This is a genomic window from Streptomyces shenzhenensis, from assembly GCF_021462265.1.
Taxonomy (GTDB): domain Bacteria; phylum Actinomycetota; class Actinomycetes; order Streptomycetales; family Streptomycetaceae; genus Streptomyces; species Streptomyces shenzhenensis.
On record NZ_JAJONF010000057.1, the window covers coordinates 14,685 to 34,842 of the forward strand.

Here is a 20,158-nt window from a genome sequence, read left to right on the forward strand (position 1 = left end):
AGAACGTATGAGGGGCACCACGGCAGAGGCCGGGGCCGACGCCGGCGTCCCGGTGCGCCTGGCGGCGGTCTATCTGCCCGCCGACCTCCCCCGCCAGGGCCGGATGGCGTTCTGGGACCCTGAGGGGGACCCGCTGCCCGGCACCGCGACCGAGGAGCTGACGGTCGTACGACGGCACGGCGCCACCGGAGTCCGCCGCCGGCAGGTGCCCGCACTCACCCTGCCGCTCGCCGACGCACTGCCGCTGCTCGTCCGGGCCCGCCGCGACCCGGCAGCCCATCCCGCCACCGCCTGCTGGGGCGCGGCCGCCCTGCACGCGCTGCGGCTCGCCGCCCGCGGCCGGCTGCTGCCCGGCCTCACCCCGGCCGGCCACGACGCCTGGCGGGCCGGCCCCCTGGAACCCGCCGACATCGCCCACCTGCGCGCGGTGGCCGCCGCCCTGCCCGCCGAGGGGCACGCCGTCCCGCTGCCCGGCCCCGGCCCGCTCCTGCTGCCCCAGCCGGAAGCGCTGATCCGTTCCTTCCTGGACGCCGTCGCCGACACCCTGCCCCGCACCCCGGCCGCCCCGCACACCGCGGGCCGGCCCTTCGCCGCCCGCGAACCCCAGCGGCTGCCCGACGCCCACGAATGGGCCGCGGAGGTCGCCGCCGGCATGGACGCGGGCGTGCGGATCTCACTGCGCCTGGACCTGTCGGCGTCCGACCTCTTCGACGACGGCGAGGGCGCGCACCGCGCGGGAGCGGCGATCGTCCAGGTGCACAGCCTGGCCGACCCGACCCTGGTGACCGACGCGGCGGCGCTGTGGGCCGGCCGGTCCGACGCGGCCTTCGGTCCCCGCGCACGGGTGGACGCGGCGCTGGCCGTGCGCCGCGCCGCGCGGGTGTGGCCGCCGCTGGACCGCCTCGCCGAGCAGGACGTGCCGGACGTGCTCGCGCTCAGCGAGGAGGAGCTCGGGCAACTGCTCGGGACGGCGGCGACCAGGCTCGCGGCGGCCGGGGTCGCCGTGCACTGGCCCCGGGACCTGGCCCAGGACCTGACCGCCGCGGCCGTGGTCCGGCCCGCCCCCGGATCGGCCACCGACGGCACCGGCTTCTTCGAGAGCGAGGAACTGCTCCAGTTCCGCTGGCAGCTGGCGCTCGGCGGCGATCCGCTCAGCGAAGCCGAGATGGACGCCCTCGCGGAGGCCCACCGCCCGGTCGTACGGCTGCGGGACCGCTGGGTGCTCGTCGACCCCGCCCTCGTCCGCAAGGCCCGCAAGCGCGAACTGGGCCTGCTGGACCCGGTCGACGCGCTCTCCGTGGCGCTCACCGGCGAGGCAGAGGTGGACGGCGAGCGGGTCGAGGCCGTCCCCGTCGGCGTCCTCGCGGCCCTGCGCGACCGCCTCACCGCCGGCATCCGGCCGGCCGAGCCGCCCGCCGGTCTGCACGCCACTCTGCGCGACTACCAACTGAGGGGCCTGGCCTGGCTCGACCTGATGACTTCCCTGGGCCTCGGCGGCTGCCTCGCCGACGACATGGGCCTCGGCAAGACGATCACCGTCATCGCCCTGCACCTGAAGCGGGACCGTACGGAGCCGACCCTCGTGGTCTGCCCGGCCTCACTGCTCGGCAACTGGCAGCGGGAGATCGCCCGGTTCGCGCCCGGCGTGCCGGTCCGCCGCTTCCACGGCCCCGACCGCACCCTGGACGGCCTCACCGGCGGCTTCGTCCTCACCACGTACGGCACCATGCGCGCCACCGCCGCCAGACTCGCCGACCAGCCCTGGGGCATGGTCGTCGCCGACGAGGCCCAGCACGTCAAGAACCCCTACTCGGCCACCGCCAAGGCACTGCGCACCATCCCGACCCGCGCGCGCGTGGCCCTCACCGGCACCCCCGTGGAGAACAACCTCTCCGAGCTCTGGGCCCTCCTCGACTGGACCACCCCCGGACTCCTCGGCCCGCTCAAGTCCTTCCGCGCCCGGCACGCGCGCGCCGTCGAGAACGGCGGGGCCGACGAGAACGGGGCGGCGGTGGCCCGGCTGGCCCGCCTGGTCCGCCCCTTCCTCCTGCGCCGCAAGAAGTCCGACCCGGGCATCGTCCCCGAACTCCCGCCGAAGACGGAGACCGACCACCCGGTCCCGCTCACCCGCGAGCAGGCCGCGCTGTACGAGGCGGTGGTGCGTGAGTCGATGCTCGCCATCGAGACGGCGGACGGCATGGCGCGCCGCGGCCTGGTGCTCAAGCTGCTCGGCGCCCTCAAGCAGCTCTGCGACCACCCCGCGCTCTACCTCAAGGAAGAGACCGGTGCCGAGGGCCTGGCCGCCCGCTCCGGCAAGCTCACCCTGCTCGACGAACTACTGGACACCGTGCTCGCCGAGGACGGCTCGGCGCTCGTCTTCACGCAGTACGTCGGCATGGCCCGCATGATCACCGCGCACCTCCGGGCCCGCGCGGTCCCGGTCGACCTCCTGCACGGCGGCACCCCGGTGCCGGAGCGGGAGCGCATGGTGGACCGCTTCCAGAGCGGGGCGATCCCGGTCCTCGTGCTGTCCCTGAAGGCCGCGGGCACCGGCCTCAACCTCACCCGCGCCGGCCATGTCGTCCACTTCGACCGCTGGTGGAATCCGGCGGTGGAGGAACAGGCCACCGACCGCGCGTACCGCATCGGCCAGACCCAGCCGGTCCAGGTGCACCGGCTGGTGACCGAGGGCACCGTCGAGGACCGTATCGCCGAGATGCTGGAGTCGAAGCGGGCCCTCGCCGACGCGATCCTCGGCTCCGGCGAGTCCGCGCTGACCGAGCTGACGGACCGTGAGCTGTCCGACCTGGTGTCGTTGCGGAGGACGTCATGAGCGGCGAGGGCGAGCAGCGGCCCGGGGACGCGGCGCGACGTGCGCTGCGGGCCGCGCGGGAGCACGGGGCGGCGGAGACCGGGGGCGACGGGGCGGCTCCGGGCGGGGGAGCGGGGGAGCGCCCGGAGCGGGCGCCCAGGCCGGGGGATGCCGCACGGCTGGCGCTGCGGGCGGCTGCTGCCGCGAAGGAGGCGGAGCAGCGGGATGCCGAGACCGAGCCCGGGGGCAGGCCCGAGGCGGCTCCCGAGTCCCGCGCCGGCGCCGAACGGGCGGACCAGGCCGGCACCGGTGCCCGCGCCGCCGTCCCGCCGGGCAGTCGTCCCGGTGACCTGGCGCGGGAGGCGCTGCGGGCGGCGCGCGCGGAGGCGAGGCGAGCCGAGGAGGCGGCGGCGCAGGCTTCGCACCAGTCACCGGCCCGTCCGGCACGGCGACTGCCCTCGTCGGCACCGGCGACCGCGGCAAGCGGTCGCACCGCCCGCGACCTGCGGCAGTTCCTGGCGACCGCGTTCCAGATGCCGAGGGACGAGGCCGAGCCGAACGCTGCCGAGCCCGGGGCGGGGCCGAACGCCGTCGAGCCCGCCGCGCGGCTGAACGCTGCCGAGCTGAAGGCTGCCGAGCCTGAGGTGGGGCTGAACGCCGTCGAGCTGAAGGCTGCCGAGCCCGCCGTGGGACTGAACGCTGCCGAGCTGAACGCCGTCGAGCCCGAGGTGGGGCTGAACGCCGTCGAGCCGGAAGCCGAGCCGAACGGCGTCGAACCCGCAGCCGAGCCGAACGCCGTCGAGCCCGAGCCCCGGCCAGCCACGGCCGCCACGGCCCTCACGGACCCTCCGGAGCCGAGCGCCCCGGCCTGGGCCCCGACCCCGGCGCCGACCCCGACCCCTTCCCCGGCTCCGGCCCCGGCACCGGCCTGGGCCCCGACCCCAGCGCCGGCCTCGTCCCCGACCCCTTCCCCGGCTCCGGCCCCAGCTTCAGCCCCGGCCCCCTCCGCGACGCCCCGCCTCCCGCGCACCATGGCCACCCCGCACCGCGACAGCGAGCTCCGCCGCACCTTCGCGGCCCTCCCCTCCCTGACGCCTCGCGACCCCGCCGGCGCTTCCGGCTTCGCCGAGACCTGGTGGGGCAACGCGTGGGTGCGGGCGCTGGAAGAAGGCGCGTTGGACGTCAAGCGGCTTGTGCGCGGGCGGGGTTACGCCGAGCGCGGGCACGTGGACGCCATCACCGTGACCCCGGGACTGGTCCTGGCGTACGTGCAGGGCAGCCGGCCCCGGCCGTACCGCGTGCAGGTGCGCCTGCGGACCTTCGGCGAGGACGAGTGGGAGCGGCTGCTGGAGGCGGCCGCCGACCGGCCCGCCGACATCGCCGCGCTGCTCGACAAGGAGCTGCCGCAGACCCTCGTCGACACCGGGGTGCCGTTGCTGCCCGGGCCAGGTGAGCTCGAACCCCGGTGCAGCTGCCCGGACTTCGGTCACCCCTGCAAGCACGCGGCAGCCCTCTGCTACCAGACCGCGCGGCTGCTGGATGCCGACCCGTTCGTACTGCTCCTGCTGCGCGGCCGCGGCGAGCGCGAGGTGCTCGACGCGCTGTCCCGGCGCAACGCAGCCCGCGCGGCCCGGGAGCGGCAGCCGGTCTCCCTGCCGGGCGTCCGGGCGACCGAGGCTTTCGTGCCGCGTCGACTCCCGCCGCTGCCCCCTCCGCTGCCGGTACCGGCACATCCCGAGCAGCCCCCCGTCTATCCGGGGGTGCCCGGCGGCCCGGACCCGTTCGCGCTGGACCAGCTGGCCACCGACGCGGCGGCCCGCGCCCACGCCGTGCTCGCCACCGGCCGCGACCCGGTCGGTGCACTGACCCTCTGGCAGGACGCGGTACGGCTCGCCGCTGCCCGCCCGGGGTCCGGTCTCACCGCGTCCACCCGTGCCCTCTACGCCACGCTCGCGGACGCCGTCGGCCGCGCCCCCGGCGACCTGGCGCGCGCGGTCGCCGCCTGGCGTCAGGGCGGACCGGAGGGGCTGGCCGTACTGGAAGAGCCCTGGGACCCGCCGGCCGGCCGCTTCGACCGGGCCCGGCCGCTGCTGCTCGCCGCGGACCTCCCGGCCTTCCGGCCGTGGCGCAACCACCTCACCCACCCCGGCGGCCACCTCCAGCTCCGCTTCGGCCGGGACGGCCTGTGGTACGCCTACGAGTCGGAGCCGGGCCGCGACGACTGGTGGCCCAGAGGCACCCCCGACCTCGACCCGGTCGGCGCACTGACCGGCCTCGGGGCGGTGGACGAGCTGTAGGGGCAGAACCGTGGGCCAGCCGAGCGGCGGCGCTCAGGCACTGCCCACAACGACACGGCCCCCCGCCCCGCCTGTCACCGCCACGCGGCGCCGCCGAAGACCCGGCGCACGTCACGGGTCGTCCCGGCACAGCACCTCACACCTCCTCGACCGACACGGCGACCGGGGTGCCCGCCTCGACCGTGCGGCTGACCGTGCACAGCCGGTCGTGGGAGACGGCGACCGCCCGGGGCAGGATCGCGCGGGCCCGGTCGCCGGCCGCGCCGTCCGGGAAGGCGACGGAGAAGGCGACCGCGAGATCCGTCATCCGGTTGCCGTCCTCGTCGCTCACCTTGTGGCCGCTGACGGTGACGGTGAAGGCGGTCGGCTCGACGTGCCGGCTCGTTGACACGTCCACGTCCGCCGCCGTACAGCCCCCGATCGCGGCGAGCAGCAGCTCGACCGGGGTGAATTCGGTGCCGTCGCCGGTACCGAAGGTGATCGTGCCGCCGCGGGCGTTCGTCGCGGTGAAGCGGCCGGTGCCGGTGCGCTCGACCGTGACCAGCCGCAGGGAGTCCTCTTCGCTCATACCGGTGAACCTAAGGCAGCCCGGGCGTCAGCGCAGGATGTTCACGGCCCGCGCCACCACCAGGACCACCGTCACCAGGGAGACGGAGGACTGCAGCATCATCAGCATCTTGGCCCAGCGGGACAACGGCATCACGTCGGTCGGGCTGAACGCGGTGGAGTTGGTGAAGGACAGGTACAGGTAGTCGAGAAAACCCGGCTCCCAGTCGGACGGCGCCGTTTCCGGACTCTGCATCTGCACGAAGAGGAAGTCCGCGAACTGGTGCTGGCCGAGGGCCCGTGCCATCGGCCCGCCCCGGTCCCACTCCCAGTACCAGAGGGCGAACACGATGACGTTCGTCAGCCAGATGCCACCACCGGTCAGCAGCAGCGGCCCGGCGTCCATGCCCTCGCTGCCGTTCACGAGGCCCGCCACCAGCCGGACCGCCGCCCAGCCGTTGGCCAGGCTGATCGCCCCCATCAGGATCAGTCCCAGCACCCGCAGCCACCGGGTGCGGGGCTCGACACGCCGGGGGTTGCCGGCGATGAGGCCGGCCAGCAGCACCACCTCCAGGACGGGCAGGGCCCAGTAGGGCTGCGGGGCGAGCCGGTGCGGCAGTATCAGCTGGAGGGCGATCGCCACGAGAATCACAGCGGTCACCGCCCACCGCGGCTCGCCCCGCGTCGCCCGGCGCCACGCCGGCACCACATCGCGCTCGCCGCTCTCCAGCAGCCCTTCGATCCTGGCCAGACGGTTCTCGGCATCGGACATTCGGTCGCTCATGGCCACGATTGTCCCGACACCGTCCACCGACGCACCGACCGGCCCGGCCGGCTGTCCTTGGCCGGGGCCGTGTCAGGAGGCCATCGAGCTGCTGCGTCGTCAGCAGGCCGGCGGGCTCGTCACACCGGAGAGCGCCGGGACTCTCGGCCTGTGCCCGCGTTTCCGGGCCTGGGCTGTCCCAGGGAGCGTCGGTGTGGTGCGGTCCGGCGCGGGAACGGAGTCGATCGACCGGCACCGCCGCAAGGGGCCTTGCCCGTGCGGGGCGGGACGCAGGTACCAACGCTGCCGCGGAGGCGACGTCACAGCCTGACAAGCTCGTGCGAGCGCACCCGTCGGGGTCCTGGCCGTGCGTCGCATGACACACTCGGGTCAGGACGTCACAGGCGGCGGCAGCGGGAGGTAGCGCCTTGCTGACATTGGATCTGCACCCGGTCTTCCGGAACAACCGCGACATCGAACTCTCGCTGCGGCAGATCGTCTTCCAGGCGAAACGCACGGGGGAGCCCGTCGTGCAGATCATTCACGGAAAGGGCACCGGGCAGCTCAAGGGGCGCGTCCTCGCCTTCCTCGGCCAGAGGCACATCAGGAAGCTCTACGACCGTGTGGAGATCGACACGGTGAACACGGGCCGGATCCTGGTCCACTTCACGCCCCTGACCTGAGAGAGCGTCAAGTCCGGTCTCCGGTCCCCCTCCGCGCTTTCGGAGCCGGCCGGCGTCCGCGGTCCAGGAGGGCCTTGCCCGGGATCGTGGATCCGCCGGCCAGGCGCAGTTCGCCGAATCGCGAAGGGCCCGGTCGGACGCGGTGGGCGTCACCGACGAGGTCCGACTGCTCGTCGGCCAGTTCGGCGGCCGCCTCGGCGAGTGCCGCTGCCGCGGGGTCGTCACCGGTGGCGGGGACCGCCACGACCGCGACGGAGTCGCTCCCCCCGCACCGGTCGCGGCGCGATCCCGGCCTCCGGCTTCATCCTGCACGCCGAGCGCGGCAGGAGCCCCACGTGGAGGCGCGGAGCGCAGCGGTCGCGGCCGCCTTCTGACAACCCGCTCCCGACCTCGAATCGGCTCCCGGAGCGACGACCAGATGCCGAATTGCAAAATTTCGCAATTCGTTAGATGCTTTGTTTACTGTGTCTGCAGGTAGTCGGGAAGTCGAGGAGCCGTGTCCGTTCCGCTGTACCAGGCCAAAGCCGAGTTCTTCCGGATGCTGGGGCACCCCATGCGGATCCGGGTGCTGGAGCTTCTGCAGGACGGGCCGATGCCGGTCCGGAACCTGCTCGCAGCCATCGAGGCGGAGCCTTCGGGGCTGTCGCAGCAACTGGCGCTGCTGCGCCGCTCGGGCATCGTCAGTGCCCGGCGCGAGGGCTCGACGGTGGTCTACGCGCTCGCGAGCGGGGACGTTGCCGGCCTGCTGGGTGCCGCACGGCGGATCCTGACCGAGGTGCTGGCCGGGCAGCACAAGCTGCTGGCCGAACTGCGGGAAGCCGAGGTCGCCGCGCGATGACGTCCGTGTTCATCCGGGTCCGGGGCCGGATCGCCGCTCTGCTGCCCGGCCGTGCCGACCTGACGGAAATGGGCCGTGACCCGCGCCGGGACCTCCTTGCGGGACTGACCGTGGCCATCGTCGCGCTGCCGCTCGCGCTTGGTTTCGGTGTCTCCTCGGGGCTCGGCGCCGAGGCCGGGCTCGCGACCGCGGTGGTCGCCGGCGCGCTCGCCGCGGTCTTCGGCGGTTCGAATCTGCAGGTGTCCGGGCCGACCGGTGCGATGACCGTGGTGCTGGTACCGATCGTCGCGGCGTACGGGCCGTCCGGGGTGCTCACGGTGGGCCTGATGGCCGGCGTGATGCTCGTCGTGCTGGCCCTGCTCAAGGCCGGCAAGTACATGCAGTACATCCCCGCGCCGGTCGTGGAGGGCTTCACGCTCGGCATCGCCTGCGTGATCGGCCTGCAGCAGATTCCGAACGCGCTCGGGGTGCCCAAGCCCGAGGGCGATCGCGTGCTGGTGGTGACCTGGCGGGCGGTGGAGGAGTTCGCCGGGTCCCCGAACTGGACCGCCGTCGGCCTCGCGGTCGCGGTGGCCGTGGTCATGCTGGTGGGCGCCCGCCTGCGCCCGACCGTGCCGTTCTCCATCCTCGCGGTGATCGGGGCCACCGTCGTGGCGCAGGTCGCGGGCCTGGGTGCCGCCAAGCCGATCGGTGATCTGCCGGCCGGGCTCGCGGCTCCCTCGCTGTCCTTCCTCGACCCCGGGGCGCTCGGCTCGCTGCTGGCCCCGGCCGTCGCGGTGGCGGCACTGGCCGCACTGGAGTCACTGCTGTCGGCCTCGGTCGCCGACGGCATGACGGTGGGACAGAAGCACGACCCCGACCGCGAACTGTTCGGGCAGGGCCTGGCCAACATCGCGGCCCCGCTGTTCGGCGGGGTACCGGCGACCGGCGCGATCGCGCGTACGGCGGTCAACGTCCGTACCGGCGCGAGCTCCCGGCTGGCCGCGCTCACCCATGCCGGGGTCCTCGCCGTGATCGTCTTCGCCGCCGCCCCCCTCGTCTCCAAGATCCCGCTCGCCGCGCTGGCCGGTGTGCTGCTGGCCACCGCCGTCCGCATGGTCGAGGTCGGCTCCCTGCGCGCCATGGCCAGGGCCACCCGGTCCGACGCCCTGATTCTGGCGCTCACCGCCGTCGCCACCCTCGCACTCGACCTCGTGTACGCCGTGATCATCGGCCTGGTGGTCGCGGGCGCGCTCGCACTGCGCGCGGTGGCCAAGCAGGCGCGTCTCGATCAGGTGCCGCTCGACCGCGGCGACCACAGTGCCGAGGAGCACGCGCTGCTCGCGGAGCACATCGTGGCGTACCGGATCGACGGCCCGCTGTTCTTCGCCGGCGCCCACCGCTTCCTCCTCGAACTGACCGAGGTCGCCGACGTGCGCGTGGTCATCCTTCGTATGTCGCGGGTGACCACCATCGACGCCACCGGGGCCCTGGTCCTCAAGGACGCGGTGGCGAAACTGCACCGGCGCGGCGTCGTCGTCATGACCTCCGGCATACGTGCGGGCCAGCGGCAGGTCCTCGACTCCGTCGGCGCGCTGGAGCTGCTGCGTCTGGAGGGGCGCGAGTACGCCACCACGCCCGAGGCCATCAAGGGCGCCCGCTTCTACCTGGAGAGCGCCGGTGTCGTGCCGCCGTTCCCGGCCCGGACGTCCCGGTCCGTCATCGAGGATCCGGAGGCGACCGCCGGATGAGCACTGTGCCCGCCGTGCTGCGCATGGTCGAGGTCTCCGGTTCCGAGGCCCTGTGGCTGCTGGAGGGCAGTGCGCTGGGCCGGCTGGTGTACAGCTGGCGGGACCTCACCGTCGTCCGGCCCGGCCGGCATCGGTGGGAGTACGGCCGCCTGGTGGTACGCGCGCCCGCTCCGGCCGCCGCGGTTCCCGCCACCGCGACCTACCAGGTGGACGAGGTCCGCGCGGCGACCGGCATCGGCTGGAGCGTCACCGTCGCCGGGCCGGTCGACGTGATCACCGATCCCGACGAGGCCGCTCACTATCAGCGCACCCTCGCCGGCTGGAGCCACGGCCCGCACGACACCCTGCTGCGCCTGCACCCGAAGACGGTGAGCGGATTCCGCCTCGCCAGCGCGGAGACCTGATGAGCAGCCGGCTCGAAGCCCTGCGCCACCGGCACGTGCTCACCCTGCCCACGTGGCCGGCCGCGGCCCGCACCGCCCGTCAGACGCCGAGCAGGCTCCGACCGCGAGCCTGCCGCACCACCTACGAGGTTTCCGATCTTGGCAATTGACGAGGTTGTAATATCGGCTGTCGGGCGGTCCGGGTGCCCGTGCGCGGATTCGGCCTGGCCGACGCCGCAGGCGAGGATGGGCCGCATGGGTGTGACGAGTGGGCGGATGCGATGCAGCGAGGACCGGCCGGCACGGCCGTGCTGCTCAGCCGGGAAGGGGACGGCACGATGAGCACGCCGCTGTACCAACTGAAGGCCGAGTTCTTCAAGACGCTGGGGCATCCGGCACGTATCAGGGTTCTGGAGCTGCTGAGCGAGCGCGAGCACGCGGTGGCGGAGATGCTGCCCGAGGTGGGCATCGAGCCGGCTCACCTGTCGCAGCAGCTCGCGGTGTTGCGCCGCGCGAATCTGGTGGTCACCCGCAAGGAGGGCTCCACCGTGTACTACTCCCTGGTCAGCCCGCAGATCGCCGAGCTGCTCCGGATAGCCCGCACCATCCTGTCCGGAGTGCTCGCCGGGCAGGCCGAACTTCTCGCCGACCTGCGGGCCGCTCAGACGCCGGCGAAACCGCCGACGTAGCAACGGCCCTGCACCGGTGGCCGCCCCGAGACCCGCGACACCGGGCGGGGCGGCCGAGTCCGCCCCGCCCGAGCCGCGAGGGGGGAACCGTCAGTCCTCCGCCGCGGGGGAGCCCGGTGCAGGTGCGCGGTGCGGACGCAGGTTTCCCGCAACGGCCGCGAGACCGGGATCGCGGCGACCTCCGGCCCTGTCCACGACGCCGAGCGGTGACCACACCTCCCGGCGTCGCCGCGGCCGGCGGTCTCAGCGACCCGGTCCGGCTCGGCCCAGCTCGGCCATGCGGACCCACGGCGGCGTACCGGCCGTCATGACGGCGCCTCCGCCACCTCGGGACCCCCCACCCGCTCGGCGCCCGCGGGCCACAGCACCTCGACGTCGATGCCGTGACTGCGCGCGTACGCCACCAGGTGAGCGGTGCGGTCACGGCCGTTGGACGCGGTGCCGTCCCAGATCGCCAGCACCCGGGCGCAGGCCCGCAGCAGGCGCTCGTCGGCGCCCACACAGGCGTCCCGGTCCGCCGGGTCGTACTCCAGCAGCCGCACCTGCTCGGACAGCAGCAGCAACTCCCCGGCCGCCCGCCAGTCCCGCTCCCGCAGCAGCGCGGGCACCCGGTTCAGCGTGGGCACCACGGTCACCAGCGCCAGCCCGGCCTGCTTCGCGGCTCGTCCGAACGCCACCGGCAGCCCCTGTCCGACCCGGACCATGCCCGTCCACCCGGCCTCGGCACACCGGGCCAGCCGCGCCCGCAGCTCTTCCTCCAGCAGGGCCAGGGTCCAGGGCGCGAGATCCTCATGCCCCACCACAGCGATCAACCTCGGCAGTCCTTTCTCCCTCACACACGCCACTCACCGCACCTGGCCGGCCGAGGAGTCCGCACGCCGCGCCCAGGCTGGTCCGCCCAGGAGGAAGCGCCTGGGCGGCCGCCCGCGGGAGAGGAACGGCCGTCCGCCGGCCGGTCCCCTCCACAGCTTCACCGGTGGCCCAGCGGTTGAACAGGGCCGTTCGGCCCCAGGCCCGGGGTGACGACGCTCTGCTCCGGGGCGGCCGGAACCCCGGCGACGTGGTTATTTGTGCGCGTGCTCGCCGAGATAGAAGAGCAGCCACACGAACCCGGCGAACAGATGGGTGCCGAAAATGTAGAAGCCCGCCCGGATCGCGACACCGCGCTCGATCCGCCACTCGCGGTCCCTGACCTTCCCCCCGCCTTTCGTGTCCCCCGGCTGCCCGGCCGCCTCGGCTCCCTCACTCACGATGCCGTCTCCCTCTCCTGCGATTTCACCGGGCCGCGTCCGCGGACCGCAGCTCTTCCAGCAGTTCCTGCCGGCCGGCCAGCAGCACGGACAGGATCCGGCGTGCCGCCGCCAGCAGGTCGGCCACGTCCCCGCCGGCCAGCTCGTACACGACGGTGGAACCGGTCCGGGTGGCGGTGACGATCCCGGAGCGGCGCAGCACCGCCAGCTGCTGCGACAGGTTGGACGGCTCGACCTCGATGGCGGAGAGCAGGCCGCGTACGGGCTTCGGCCCGTCCTGCAGCAGCTCCAGCACCCTGATCCGCACCGGGTGCCCGAGCATCCGGAAGAACTCCGCCTTCGCCTCGTACAGCGGAACCGGCATCCCGATCACCCCTCGTCCGGTTCTGTCGCCTCGACGTCCAGCCCGTGCCTGCGGGCGAACCTCACCGCGTCGTCCAGCTCGTCCTGCGCGACCGCGACCGCGTAGGGGTCCTCGGCCTCCAGGGCGGCCGCCAGAGCGGACCGGGCCGCCCGCACCCGCGCCAGCAACGCCTCGACGACTGTTCCCACCCCGACCTCCACTCCGTGATCATCTGCCAAGCAGCGCAACTAACCAATTGAAGAACTCTTCAATTATAGGCCGTGCGAGGCACAACCGCCCATCTCGGGCACCGCCCCCCATGCGCCGCCTCGCCGTCCCCGCCGCGAGCTGAGCGGCGAGGCCGGGACCTGCGCACGGTACGTCACCGTCGAGCGCTGCGGGCCCCGTGCAGCAGCAGCCGAGACAACGGACCTCCTGCACCGGGACGGCGCCGTCCGGCGAGCAAGTGCCGGGCGCGACCCCGAGCTCGTTCGCCACGTCGACGAGGTGGCCGTCCGGCCTGCGCCGCGAAGCACGCCGTCGCGTCGCACACCCGGACGTGCCGGCGGCCGTGCGGGGCCGCGAGGTCGGCGTAGCAGCCGGCCGGTCCGAGTCCGGCGGCGCCGGGCAGCGGCCCCAGTCCGAGGGAGACCAGGGCGGCCTGCCGGCCCCGGCTCCCGCCGCCGCGGCCCACGGACGTTCCTCGGTGCCTTCGAAGGGGGCGGGCGGCGGCCGGTGCCTCCGGTCACCGCCCGCCCGCGGTGGATCAGACCTCGGCCGCGGCCGTCAGGGCGAGCCAGGCGCCGTAGCCGCCGAGCAGGTCGGAGACGTCGGTGCGGCCGTGGTGGCGCAGCAGGCTGGCCGCGATGGAGGAACGGTGGCCGCCCGCGCAGTGCACGACCAGGGGCCGGCCGGCCGGTATCTCGTCGATACGGCGGGCCAGTTCGGCCAGCGGGATGTGCGACGACCCCTCGATGAAGCCCTCCTCGCGCTCGGCGGCGTTGCGCACGTCCAGGACCAGCGGGGGTTCGGCACCGTCGAGCAGCCGGCGCAGTTCGTCGGCGGTCAGGCGGCTGGCCTGTCCCATCTCGTCGGCCAGGGCGGGGAAGGCGCCCTCGGGTTCGCGCAGATAACCGCCGACCTTGTCGAAGCCGATCCGGGCGAGCCGGGTGACGATCTCCTCCTCGCGGTCCTGCGGCGCGATGACGACGACCTCCTGCTCGGGGGCGACGACGGTGCCCGCCTGCTCGGCGAAGCGGCCGTCCGCGGGCACGTTGACCGAGCCGCGCAGATGGCCCGGCGCGAAGTCCTGCGGCGAGCGGGCGTCGACCACGACCGCCCCCGCCGCGCGCCGCGCCATGAACTCCTGCACCGACAGCGGCCGGGGCGCGGCGGCCGCGTCGAACAGGCCGTGCTCCTTACGGTTGAGGATGGCGTCGTAGACGAAGTAGGCGGGCGCGGACGGCTGGCCCGCCGTCACCAGCTCCACGAACCGTTCCTCGCTCATCGGCCGGCAGGCGTAGTTGGTGGCGCGCTGCTCGCCGATGGTGGACTGGCGCTGGGTGGAGAGGTTCTTGCCGCAGGCGGATCCGGCGCCGTGGGCGGGGAAGACCCGCACGGCGTCCGGGAGGGCCATCAGTTTGTGCTGGATGGTGTCGTAGAGCATCTTGCCGAGTTCGTCCGCGGTCACGCCGATCGAGGCCAGCAGGTCGGGGCGGCCGACGTCACCGATGAACAGCGCGTCACCGGTGAGAACGCCGTAGGGGACCGCGTCGTCGGCGTGCTCGTACACCAGGACGCTGATCGACTCCGGGGTGTGGCCCGGCGTCTCGAGGATCTGGAGCTGGACGTCGCCGAGGCTGATGCGCTCGCCGTCGGCCAGCTTGCGGATCGGGTACTCGGCCTCGGCACGCTGCCCGTAGCCGATCCAGGCGCCCGTGCGGTCGGCGAGTTCCAGGTGGCCGGCGAGGAAGTCGGCATGGAAGTGGGTGTTGACGACCGCCTCGATGGTGAAGCCGTGGGCGGCGGCGTCGCTGAGGTATTCGGAGACGTCGCGGCGCGGGTCGACGACGACGGCCCTGCCGGTGGTCTCGTCGGCGATCAGGTACGACGCCTGGGAGAGGCAGTCGAGGTAGTACTGGGCGAAGAACATGGTCGGATGACCTCCATGTCGGAAAGGTCGCATTACCCCGGGGGGTACGCGTAGGGGTCTGGTCCGCCCTTGCCGAAGGGCTGGGGTGGGGGGGGAGAGGGGCGGCGCGGGCCGGGGACGACCGGGCCGAGCGGTCAGAGGCGGCCGGTGAGCATGCCGTGCCAGTACACGGGCGGCAGGCCGTACCGCTTGAACACCCACATCGCGCGCCGCTCCCGGAACGGGCTGATCAGCGGGAAGCTGGGGGTCGGGTTGAGGTCGTAGTCGAACTCGGCGAGCAGCATCCGGTCGCGGGCCGTCACCAGCGGACAGGACGTGTAGCCGTCGTAACTCCTGGACGGGGAGCGGCCGTTCATCACGTCCAGCAGGTTCGCCGCGACCACCGGCGCCTGCTTGCGCACGGCCGCGCCGGTCTTCGAGGTCGGCAGGTTCGCCACGTCGCCGAGGGCGAAGACGTCTCCGTACGACGGGTGCCGGAGGGTGTGTTTGCCGGCGGCGACGAAACCCTGCGCACTGGCCGGGTCGGCGAGCGGGCTCGCCTTGACCCAGTCGGGGGCGCTCTGCGGCGGCACGGCGTGCAGGAGGTCGTAGCCGATGGTCTCCTTCGTGCCGTTCGCGTGGTCGGTGATCGTGACCTGGCGGCCGTCGCCGTCGACGGCGGTCATCTCCGAGCGCAGCCGCACCTCGATGCCGTACCGGTCGGCCACCTTCTCCAGGACCTGTGACCAGGCGGGCACCTTGAACAGAGCCGGGTCGGGGACGACGAGGATGACGCGTATACGGTCGAGGACCTTCTGCTTGCGCCAGTAGTCGGCGGCCAGGTAGGCGATCTTCTGCGGGGCGCCGCCGCACTTCAGCGGAGAGGCCGGGTGCGTGAAGACGGCCGTGCCCGAGCGCATCTGCTTGATCAGTTCCCAGGTGCGCGGGGCGTACTCGGGTGCGTAGTTGCTGCTCACCCGGTCGTGGCCGACGGCTTCGGCGAGGCCCGGTACGCCGTCCCAGTCGAGTTGGAGGCCGGGCGCCATGACCAGGTACTCGTAGGTGAGTTCGGCGCCGCCGGACAGGGCCACCGTGCGGGCCTCGGGGTCGACCGCCAGGGCGCGGCGGCGGATCCAGCGCACGCCGTCCGGTATGACCGAGGCCTCGGGGCGGCGGGTGGTGCCGAGGGCGGCCTGGCCGCCGCCGACCAGGGTCCACAGGGGCTGGTACCAGTGGGTGTCGGACGGTTCGATCAGCGTGATGTCGGTGACGCCGGCGCGCCGCAGGCGGGCGGCGACGCTGATACCGGCGCTGCCACCGCCGACGACGGCGATTCGGTGACGACCGGAGATCGGGGCGTCGGAGGGAGTGGGCGTAGCGGCCAAGGCAGGGCTCCTTTCCGGCTGGCCGGTGTGCGGGTGCGGGCGGAGGTCAGGCGGCGTGCTCGTGCGAACCGATCGCGACGGGGCGGCCGCCGCGAGCCCAGGCGCTGGTGCCGCCGGTGACCGAGTGGGCGTCGACGCCGTGGGAGTCCATCCAGTCGGCCGCGGTCCGGCTGCGGTTGCCGCTGGCGCAGACCACGTACACCGGCTGCCCGGCGGGCAGTTCGGCGTAGCGGGTGGGCACGGTGCGCAGCGGCATCAGCCGCGCGCCGGGGATGTGCCCGGCCGCGTACTCGTCCGCCTCCCGGACGTCGACCACGAGCACTCCGTCGGCCCATGCCGCCGCGAACACTTCCTGTGTCACTTCGCGAGCCACTTGGTTGCCTCCTCAATTACCCCCGGGGGTATCTCTCCGGCGAGGGTATGGCCGTCGGCGGAGGGGCGTCAAATACCCCTAGGGGTATTTGCCCGTGAGGCAAACCGCGGCTACCCGATGGCGTTCGCGTGTCCCGGCGGCGTCCGCGCACCCCGATGGCGTTCGTGTTCCTCGATGTCGGTGCGAGGTGCGCCCCGCGCCGGATCGCGCCGGATCGCCCTCCCGCCACTCAGTAGAGCAACTGTTCGACCGGGGGAGGTGGTGCGTCGGTCAGGCCTGGGGATGCGCCGAGGGGCCCGGGCGGGTGCGGGCCTGTGGTGGCGTCAGCGGTCCGTGGTCCTGCCCGCAGACGATCACGGCCCGAACCGGTTCGCCGCAGTCCGCATGGTGAACCTCCAGCGGCGGGCCCTCGGGGTCCGCGGTGTACCGGTCGCCCCACTGCTTCAGCGCGATCATCGCGGGCCACAGGTCCCAGCCCTTGCGGGTGAGCCGGTACTCGCGCCGGGTACGGCTGCCCGGCTCGCGGTAGGCGACGGTCTCCAGGATTCCGGCGGCCACCAGTTTGCGCAGCCGGTCCGCCAGTACGGCCTCGGAGAGCCCGACGTGCCGCCGGAAGTCGTCGAAGCGCCGGACGCCGTTCATGGCGTCCCGAACCAGCAGCAACGACCACTTCTCGCCGACCAGGTCCAGCGTCCGCTGAACCGTGCAGTTCTCGGTGCTCGTCTCCAGCCAGCTCATGCGCCCATTCTAGGCTGGCTTCGACGTTGACAGCCAGAGCTCCGGCCATCTAGCTTCGGCATATGAAGCCAGAACAGTGGGGGCCGGACATGAGCAGGTCACGGACGTTCGACTGGGAAGACCCCGCGGTCTCCGCCGCCGCCGTTCCCCACCACAGCGGTCTCGACTTCCTCCGCGAGATCATGGCCGGGCGGCTGCCCGCCCCGCCGATCGCCGCCACCCTGGGCTTCACCCTCGAGGAGGCCGAACACGGCCGGGCGGTCTTCGTACTGGTACCGGGCGAGGAGCACTACAACCCGATCGGCAGCGTCCACGGCGGCGTCTACGCGACGCTCCTGGACTCGGCGGCCGGCTGCGCGGTGCAGTCCGTGCTTCCACAGGGCACGGGTTACACCTCGCTCGACCTGACCCTGAAGTTCCTGCGCCCGGTCACCGTCGACACCGGGAAGGTCCGCGCCATCGGCACCGTCCTCAACGCCGGGCGCCGCACCGCCCTCGCGCAGGCGGAGCTCCGTGACTCCGAGGACCGGCTGCTGGCCCACGCCACCAGCAGCTGCATGCTCTTCCCGGTCCAGCCGCGCTGACCGCCACGCGCCGCGCGCCGACGGCGAAGACCGGACCCGGGTGAGTCTGCCGCCGACCGACCTGTCGTCGCGAAGGTGGAGCGTTCTCACCGGAGTCTGATCGGTCGCTGTGCCGCGGCCGCGGCCGCGGTGGGCGGTGCGCGGGATGGAGTCCATCTGCACCACCTCGCCCGGCGCGAATGGCGGCTGACGCGGCGAGGCCCGCCGGAAACCGTTCCGACGGGGACCTCCGCTCGGAGCCGTGAGACGCCGAAGCCGCGCTGCGTCGGAGCCGCGCCGCGCCGGAGCGCTGCGGCGCACGGCTCCGGCGTGACATCGGTCGCGCTCGCACGAGCGGTTCCCGGGAGCGGTGCGGGAACACCTGTCCGAGTCCCCGACCCGCCGCGGGAAGGCACTCCCCGGTGCGACATACTCTCCTGGTGAGTTCACGCACTTCCCCGACCAGCCGGCCGATCACGATACGGAGGGCGGTCGCGCGGGATGCCAAACGGCTCACGCGGCTCGTGCGCGGCTCAGGCGCCTACCGGGGCGAGTACGCATCCGCAGTGGCCGGCTACCGGGTCGGTCCTGATTACATCGAAGCCCACCGCACCTTCGTAGCCGTCGGCGCAGACGATCACGAAGGCCAGGTCATCGGGTTCTACTCGCTCGTCCTCGCTCCACCGGAGCTCGACCTGCTGTTCGTCGCCGACGAAGCTCAGGGGCGCGGTATCGGACGGCTGCTCGTCGCGCACATGCGGTCCGAGGCCCGCGCCGCCGGGCTCGACCGCGTCGACGTCGTGTCGCATCTTCCCGCCGAGGACTTCTACCACCGCGTCGGCGCGGTGCGGACCGGGACCGCGCTCGCGAACCCGCCCGCCGTGCCGTGGGACCGACCCAGATTCGAGTTTCGCATTCCTTCGGAGTGACGCGTTGTGCCGGTTCGCAGGGCACCGGCTTCGCCTGCACGACGGCCCGCCCGCAGGAGCCGCGCGCTCCATGTGCGCCGTCGCCTTCGCACCGGCCGGGGAACCGCCCGCGCCGGCGGCCTCTCCCGGCGGCTCCCTCGCCTCCGGCACGCCCAGGGGCATCGACATCACCTACACCTCGGCTCGCTCTCGACCCGACCGAGGTCGGCGTCCCGAATACCTGGTGGAAGCATCTCCAGGCGGAACCGCCGGCCCGCCCAGCGCTACGGCGTGGGGGGCCGCTGCGGGGAGCGGAGCACGAGCAGGGTGATCTCGCTCGGGGCGAAGACGCGGAAGGGCGGGCCCCAGAAGCCGGTGCCACGGCTGGTGTAGAGGAGGGTGCGGGTGCCGTGGCGGCTGAGGCCGGCGAGGGCGGGCTGGTCGATGCGGACCAGGTGGTGGAAGGGCCATATCTGGCCGCCGTGGGTGTGGCCGGAGAGCTGGAGGTCGACGCCGCCGGCTGCCGCCCGGTCGACGAACTTGGGCTGGTGGGCCAGGAGCAGGACGGGGTGGTCGGGGTCGGCGCCGTGCAGGGCCCCGGCGAGGTGGGCGCCGTGGCCGGCGAGGCCGGAGTACTCGGCCGTGACGTCGTCCACGCCGGCGACCACGAGGGTGTCGCCACCGCGTTCGAGCAGCAGATGGCGGTTGCGCAGCGGCTCCCAGCCCAGCTCGTCCATCAGGTCGACCCAGCCCTGGGCCTCGCTGTAGTACTCGTGGTTGCCGGTGACGTAGACCCGGGCGTGGGTGGCCTGCACGGTGCCGAGCGGGGCGGCCTGGGCGCGGCGGCGTTCGGCCGTGCCGTCCGCGATGTCTCCGGTGTGGCAGACCACGTCGGCCTTCAGCGTGTTGACCGTCTCGCAGACCCGCGCCGACCAACGGGCACGGTCCAGCGGGCCGTAGTGGGTGTCGGTGATGAGGACGACGCGCGTGCCGTCCAACCCGGCCCCCAGGCGCGGAAGTCGCACCTCCAGGCGGCGTACCCGTGGTACCCGGCGGGCCTCGGCGTACCCCCAGGTGAGCAGCACGGCGGCCGCGCCGAGGACCGCCCAGGTGACGATCCGGGCCCGGTCCTGGCCGGCGCCGGCCACGGTCAGGGCGAGCCGCAGCGGGACACCGAGCACGACGGACCAGGTGAACAGGATCCAGACGGCGCCCAGCAGGGTGTCTCCGACGATCGCCGCCCAGTCCTGCTGGCGTCGGCCGTGGCCGCGCGCCATCGCGAGCGGCATCCCGATCAGACCGAGGGTGAACAGGGCGGTGCCGGCGAGCGTGACAGGGAGCGGCCAGCGCTGGCCGGTGTACAGCAGCAGCCAGCAGGGCACGGTCCACAGCAGGACGGGGGCGATCAGCGGGAGGTAACGCAGCAGGCGGCGCAGCCGGCTCCGCTCAGTCGCGCGCGCCGCAGCACTGTCGGCGGATCGGGTTTCGCTGGTGTCGGTCACGCTTTCCCCTCCTAGGGCAACCGGGCTGCCGTCGCGCGCACTGTATCCGGCCGTCCCGGGCCGGGCGGACGGACCGGGGGCTCATGGCGGGCAGCCCCCTGCGCGAGGTGGTCCCCCAGGGGCACATGGAGACGGCGACCGGGTCGTCCGTCCTGCGCACCGGCCGCCGGCCGCACCCCCAGTCCGGAGGCGGCCCAAGGCGGCGATGTCCCTGGACGTGCTCC

At 73.7% G+C, this 20,158-nt stretch carries 22 protein-coding genes; 9 read left to right on the top strand and 13 right to left on the bottom strand.

Going from position 1 to position 20,158, the window contains the following annotated elements:
- The first annotated feature begins 7 nt into the window (after positions 1-7).
- The gene (locus LQ326_RS41480) at positions 8-2,833 is read left to right on the top strand and encodes an SCO1167/SCO6262 family helicase (protein WP_234544256.1); all 2,826 of its coding nucleotides are present in this window, start codon (positions 8-10) and stop codon (positions 2,831-2,833) included.
- The gene (locus tag LQ326_RS41485; RefSeq protein ID WP_234544257.1) at positions 2,830-5,109 is read left to right on the top strand and encodes an SWIM zinc finger family protein; all 2,280 of its coding nucleotides are present in this window, start codon (positions 2,830-2,832) and stop codon (positions 5,107-5,109) included. The genes LQ326_RS41480 and LQ326_RS41485 overlap by 4 nt, the downstream gene beginning before the upstream one ends.
- Before the next feature lie 136 nt (positions 5,110-5,245).
- Here LQ326_RS41485 and LQ326_RS41490 read toward each other — a convergent pair whose 3' ends face one another.
- Both LQ326_RS41490 and LQ326_RS41495 read right to left on the bottom strand, forming a co-directional pair.
- Positions 5,246-5,677, bottom strand: a complete 432-nt coding sequence (locus LQ326_RS41490; RefSeq protein WP_234544258.1) for an OsmC family protein — start codon at positions 5,675-5,677, stop codon at positions 5,246-5,248.
- Positions 5,678-5,704: 27 nt separating this feature from the next.
- The gene (locus LQ326_RS41495; protein WP_234544259.1) at positions 5,705-6,439 is read right to left on the bottom strand and encodes a DUF1345 domain-containing protein; all 735 of its coding nucleotides are present in this window, start codon (positions 6,437-6,439) and stop codon (positions 5,705-5,707) included.
- Between the two features lie 407 nt (positions 6,440-6,846).
- Between LQ326_RS41495 and LQ326_RS41500 the strand changes: the two genes are divergently transcribed.
- Positions 6,847-7,101, top strand: a complete 255-nt coding sequence (locus tag LQ326_RS41500) for a Smr/MutS family protein (RefSeq protein ID WP_181806563.1) — start codon at positions 6,847-6,849, stop codon at positions 7,099-7,101.
- Positions 7,102-7,108: 7 nt separating this feature from the next.
- On the opposite strand, the gene LQ326_RS41505 is transcribed toward LQ326_RS41500, so the two are convergent.
- Positions 7,109-7,345: a hypothetical protein gene (locus tag LQ326_RS41505; protein WP_234544260.1), complete on the bottom strand. Its 237-nt coding sequence runs from the start codon at positions 7,343-7,345 to the stop codon at positions 7,109-7,111.
- A gap of 252 nt (positions 7,346-7,597) precedes the next feature.
- Here LQ326_RS41505 and LQ326_RS41510 point away from each other — a divergent pair, with 252 nt between their 5' ends.
- The 4 genes from LQ326_RS41510 to LQ326_RS41525 all read left to right on the top strand — a co-directional run bounded on the left by LQ326_RS41510 (position 7,598) and on the right by LQ326_RS41525 (position 10,741).
- Positions 7,598-7,939, top strand: coding sequence for an ArsR/SmtB family transcription factor (locus tag LQ326_RS41510; protein ID WP_234544261.1), 342 nt, complete (start codon positions 7,598-7,600; stop codon positions 7,937-7,939).
- Positions 7,936-9,669: a SulP family inorganic anion transporter gene (locus LQ326_RS41515; protein ID WP_234544262.1), complete on the top strand. Its 1,734-nt coding sequence runs from the start codon at positions 7,936-7,938 to the stop codon at positions 9,667-9,669. Before LQ326_RS41510 ends, LQ326_RS41515 begins: the two co-directional genes overlap by 4 nt.
- The gene (locus tag LQ326_RS41520; protein ID WP_234544263.1) at positions 9,666-10,073 is read left to right on the top strand and encodes a pyridoxamine 5'-phosphate oxidase family protein; all 408 of its coding nucleotides are present in this window, start codon (positions 9,666-9,668) and stop codon (positions 10,071-10,073) included. The genes LQ326_RS41515 and LQ326_RS41520 overlap by 4 nt, the downstream gene beginning before the upstream one ends.
- Before the next feature lie 317 nt (positions 10,074-10,390).
- Positions 10,391-10,741 (top strand): ArsR/SmtB family transcription factor, encoded by a 351-nt coding sequence (locus LQ326_RS41525; RefSeq protein ID WP_234544264.1) that lies wholly within the window; start codon positions 10,391-10,393, stop codon positions 10,739-10,741.
- A gap of 305 nt (positions 10,742-11,046) precedes the next feature.
- On the opposite strand, the gene LQ326_RS41530 is transcribed toward LQ326_RS41525, so the two are convergent.
- From LQ326_RS41530 to LQ326_RS41565, 9 genes are all read right to left on the bottom strand, one after another.
- Positions 11,047-11,553 carry a hypothetical protein gene (locus LQ326_RS41530; protein ID WP_234544265.1) on the bottom strand — a complete coding sequence of 169 codons (507 nt, stop codon included), beginning with the start codon at positions 11,551-11,553 and terminating at the stop codon, positions 11,047-11,049.
- A 252-nt stretch (positions 11,554-11,805) separates the two neighbouring features.
- Positions 11,806-11,991, bottom strand: a complete 186-nt coding sequence (locus LQ326_RS41535) for a DUF6126 family protein (RefSeq protein ID WP_181806566.1) — start codon at positions 11,989-11,991, stop codon at positions 11,806-11,808.
- 25 nt (positions 11,992-12,016) lie between these two features.
- Positions 12,017-12,355: an ArsR/SmtB family transcription factor gene (locus LQ326_RS41540; protein ID WP_181806557.1), complete on the bottom strand. Its 339-nt coding sequence runs from the start codon at positions 12,353-12,355 to the stop codon at positions 12,017-12,019.
- 5 nt (positions 12,356-12,360) lie between these two features.
- Entirely contained in the window at positions 12,361-12,543 is a 183-nt protein-coding gene (locus LQ326_RS41545; RefSeq protein ID WP_234544266.1) for a hypothetical protein, read from the bottom strand.
- Between the two features lie 19 nt (positions 12,544-12,562).
- Positions 12,563-12,832 carry an NAD(P)H-dependent oxidoreductase subunit E gene (locus tag LQ326_RS48965; RefSeq protein ID WP_362749093.1) on the bottom strand — a complete coding sequence of 90 codons (270 nt, stop codon included), beginning with the start codon at positions 12,830-12,832 and terminating at the stop codon, positions 12,563-12,565.
- Between the two features lie 268 nt (positions 12,833-13,100).
- Positions 13,101-14,486 carry an MBL fold metallo-hydrolase gene (locus tag LQ326_RS41550; protein ID WP_234544267.1) on the bottom strand — a complete coding sequence of 462 codons (1,386 nt, stop codon included), beginning with the start codon at positions 14,484-14,486 and terminating at the stop codon, positions 13,101-13,103.
- Between the two features lie 134 nt (positions 14,487-14,620).
- Positions 14,621-15,850, bottom strand: coding sequence for an NAD(P)/FAD-dependent oxidoreductase (locus LQ326_RS41555; protein WP_234544268.1), 1,230 nt, complete (start codon positions 15,848-15,850; stop codon positions 14,621-14,623).
- A 46-nt stretch (positions 15,851-15,896) separates the two neighbouring features.
- On the bottom strand, positions 15,897-16,223 hold the full coding sequence (locus LQ326_RS41560; RefSeq protein ID WP_234544269.1) for a rhodanese-like domain-containing protein: 327 nt from the start codon (positions 16,221-16,223) through the stop codon (positions 15,897-15,899).
- Positions 16,224-16,493: 270 nt separating this feature from the next.
- The gene (locus LQ326_RS41565) at positions 16,494-16,961 is read right to left on the bottom strand and encodes a winged helix-turn-helix transcriptional regulator (protein ID WP_234544270.1); all 468 of its coding nucleotides are present in this window, start codon (positions 16,959-16,961) and stop codon (positions 16,494-16,496) included.
- Between the two features lie 89 nt (positions 16,962-17,050).
- Between LQ326_RS41565 and LQ326_RS41570 the strand changes: the two genes are divergently transcribed.
- Both LQ326_RS41570 and LQ326_RS41575 read left to right on the top strand, forming a co-directional pair.
- Complete coding sequence (locus LQ326_RS41570; RefSeq protein WP_234544294.1) at positions 17,051-17,545, top strand: PaaI family thioesterase; 495 nt, start codon at positions 17,051-17,053, stop codon at positions 17,543-17,545.
- Between the two features lie 419 nt (positions 17,546-17,964).
- A complete protein-coding gene (locus LQ326_RS41575) occupies positions 17,965-18,453 on the top strand; it encodes a GNAT family N-acetyltransferase (RefSeq protein ID WP_234544271.1) in 489 nt (162 codons plus the stop codon).
- A 263-nt stretch (positions 18,454-18,716) separates the two neighbouring features.
- Here the strand turns inward: LQ326_RS41575 and LQ326_RS41580 are convergent, their stop codons facing one another.
- On the bottom strand, positions 18,717-19,934 hold the full coding sequence (locus LQ326_RS41580) for a metallophosphoesterase (RefSeq protein WP_234544272.1): 1,218 nt from the start codon (positions 19,932-19,934) through the stop codon (positions 18,717-18,719).
- Between the last annotated feature and the right edge of the window lie 224 nt (positions 19,935-20,158).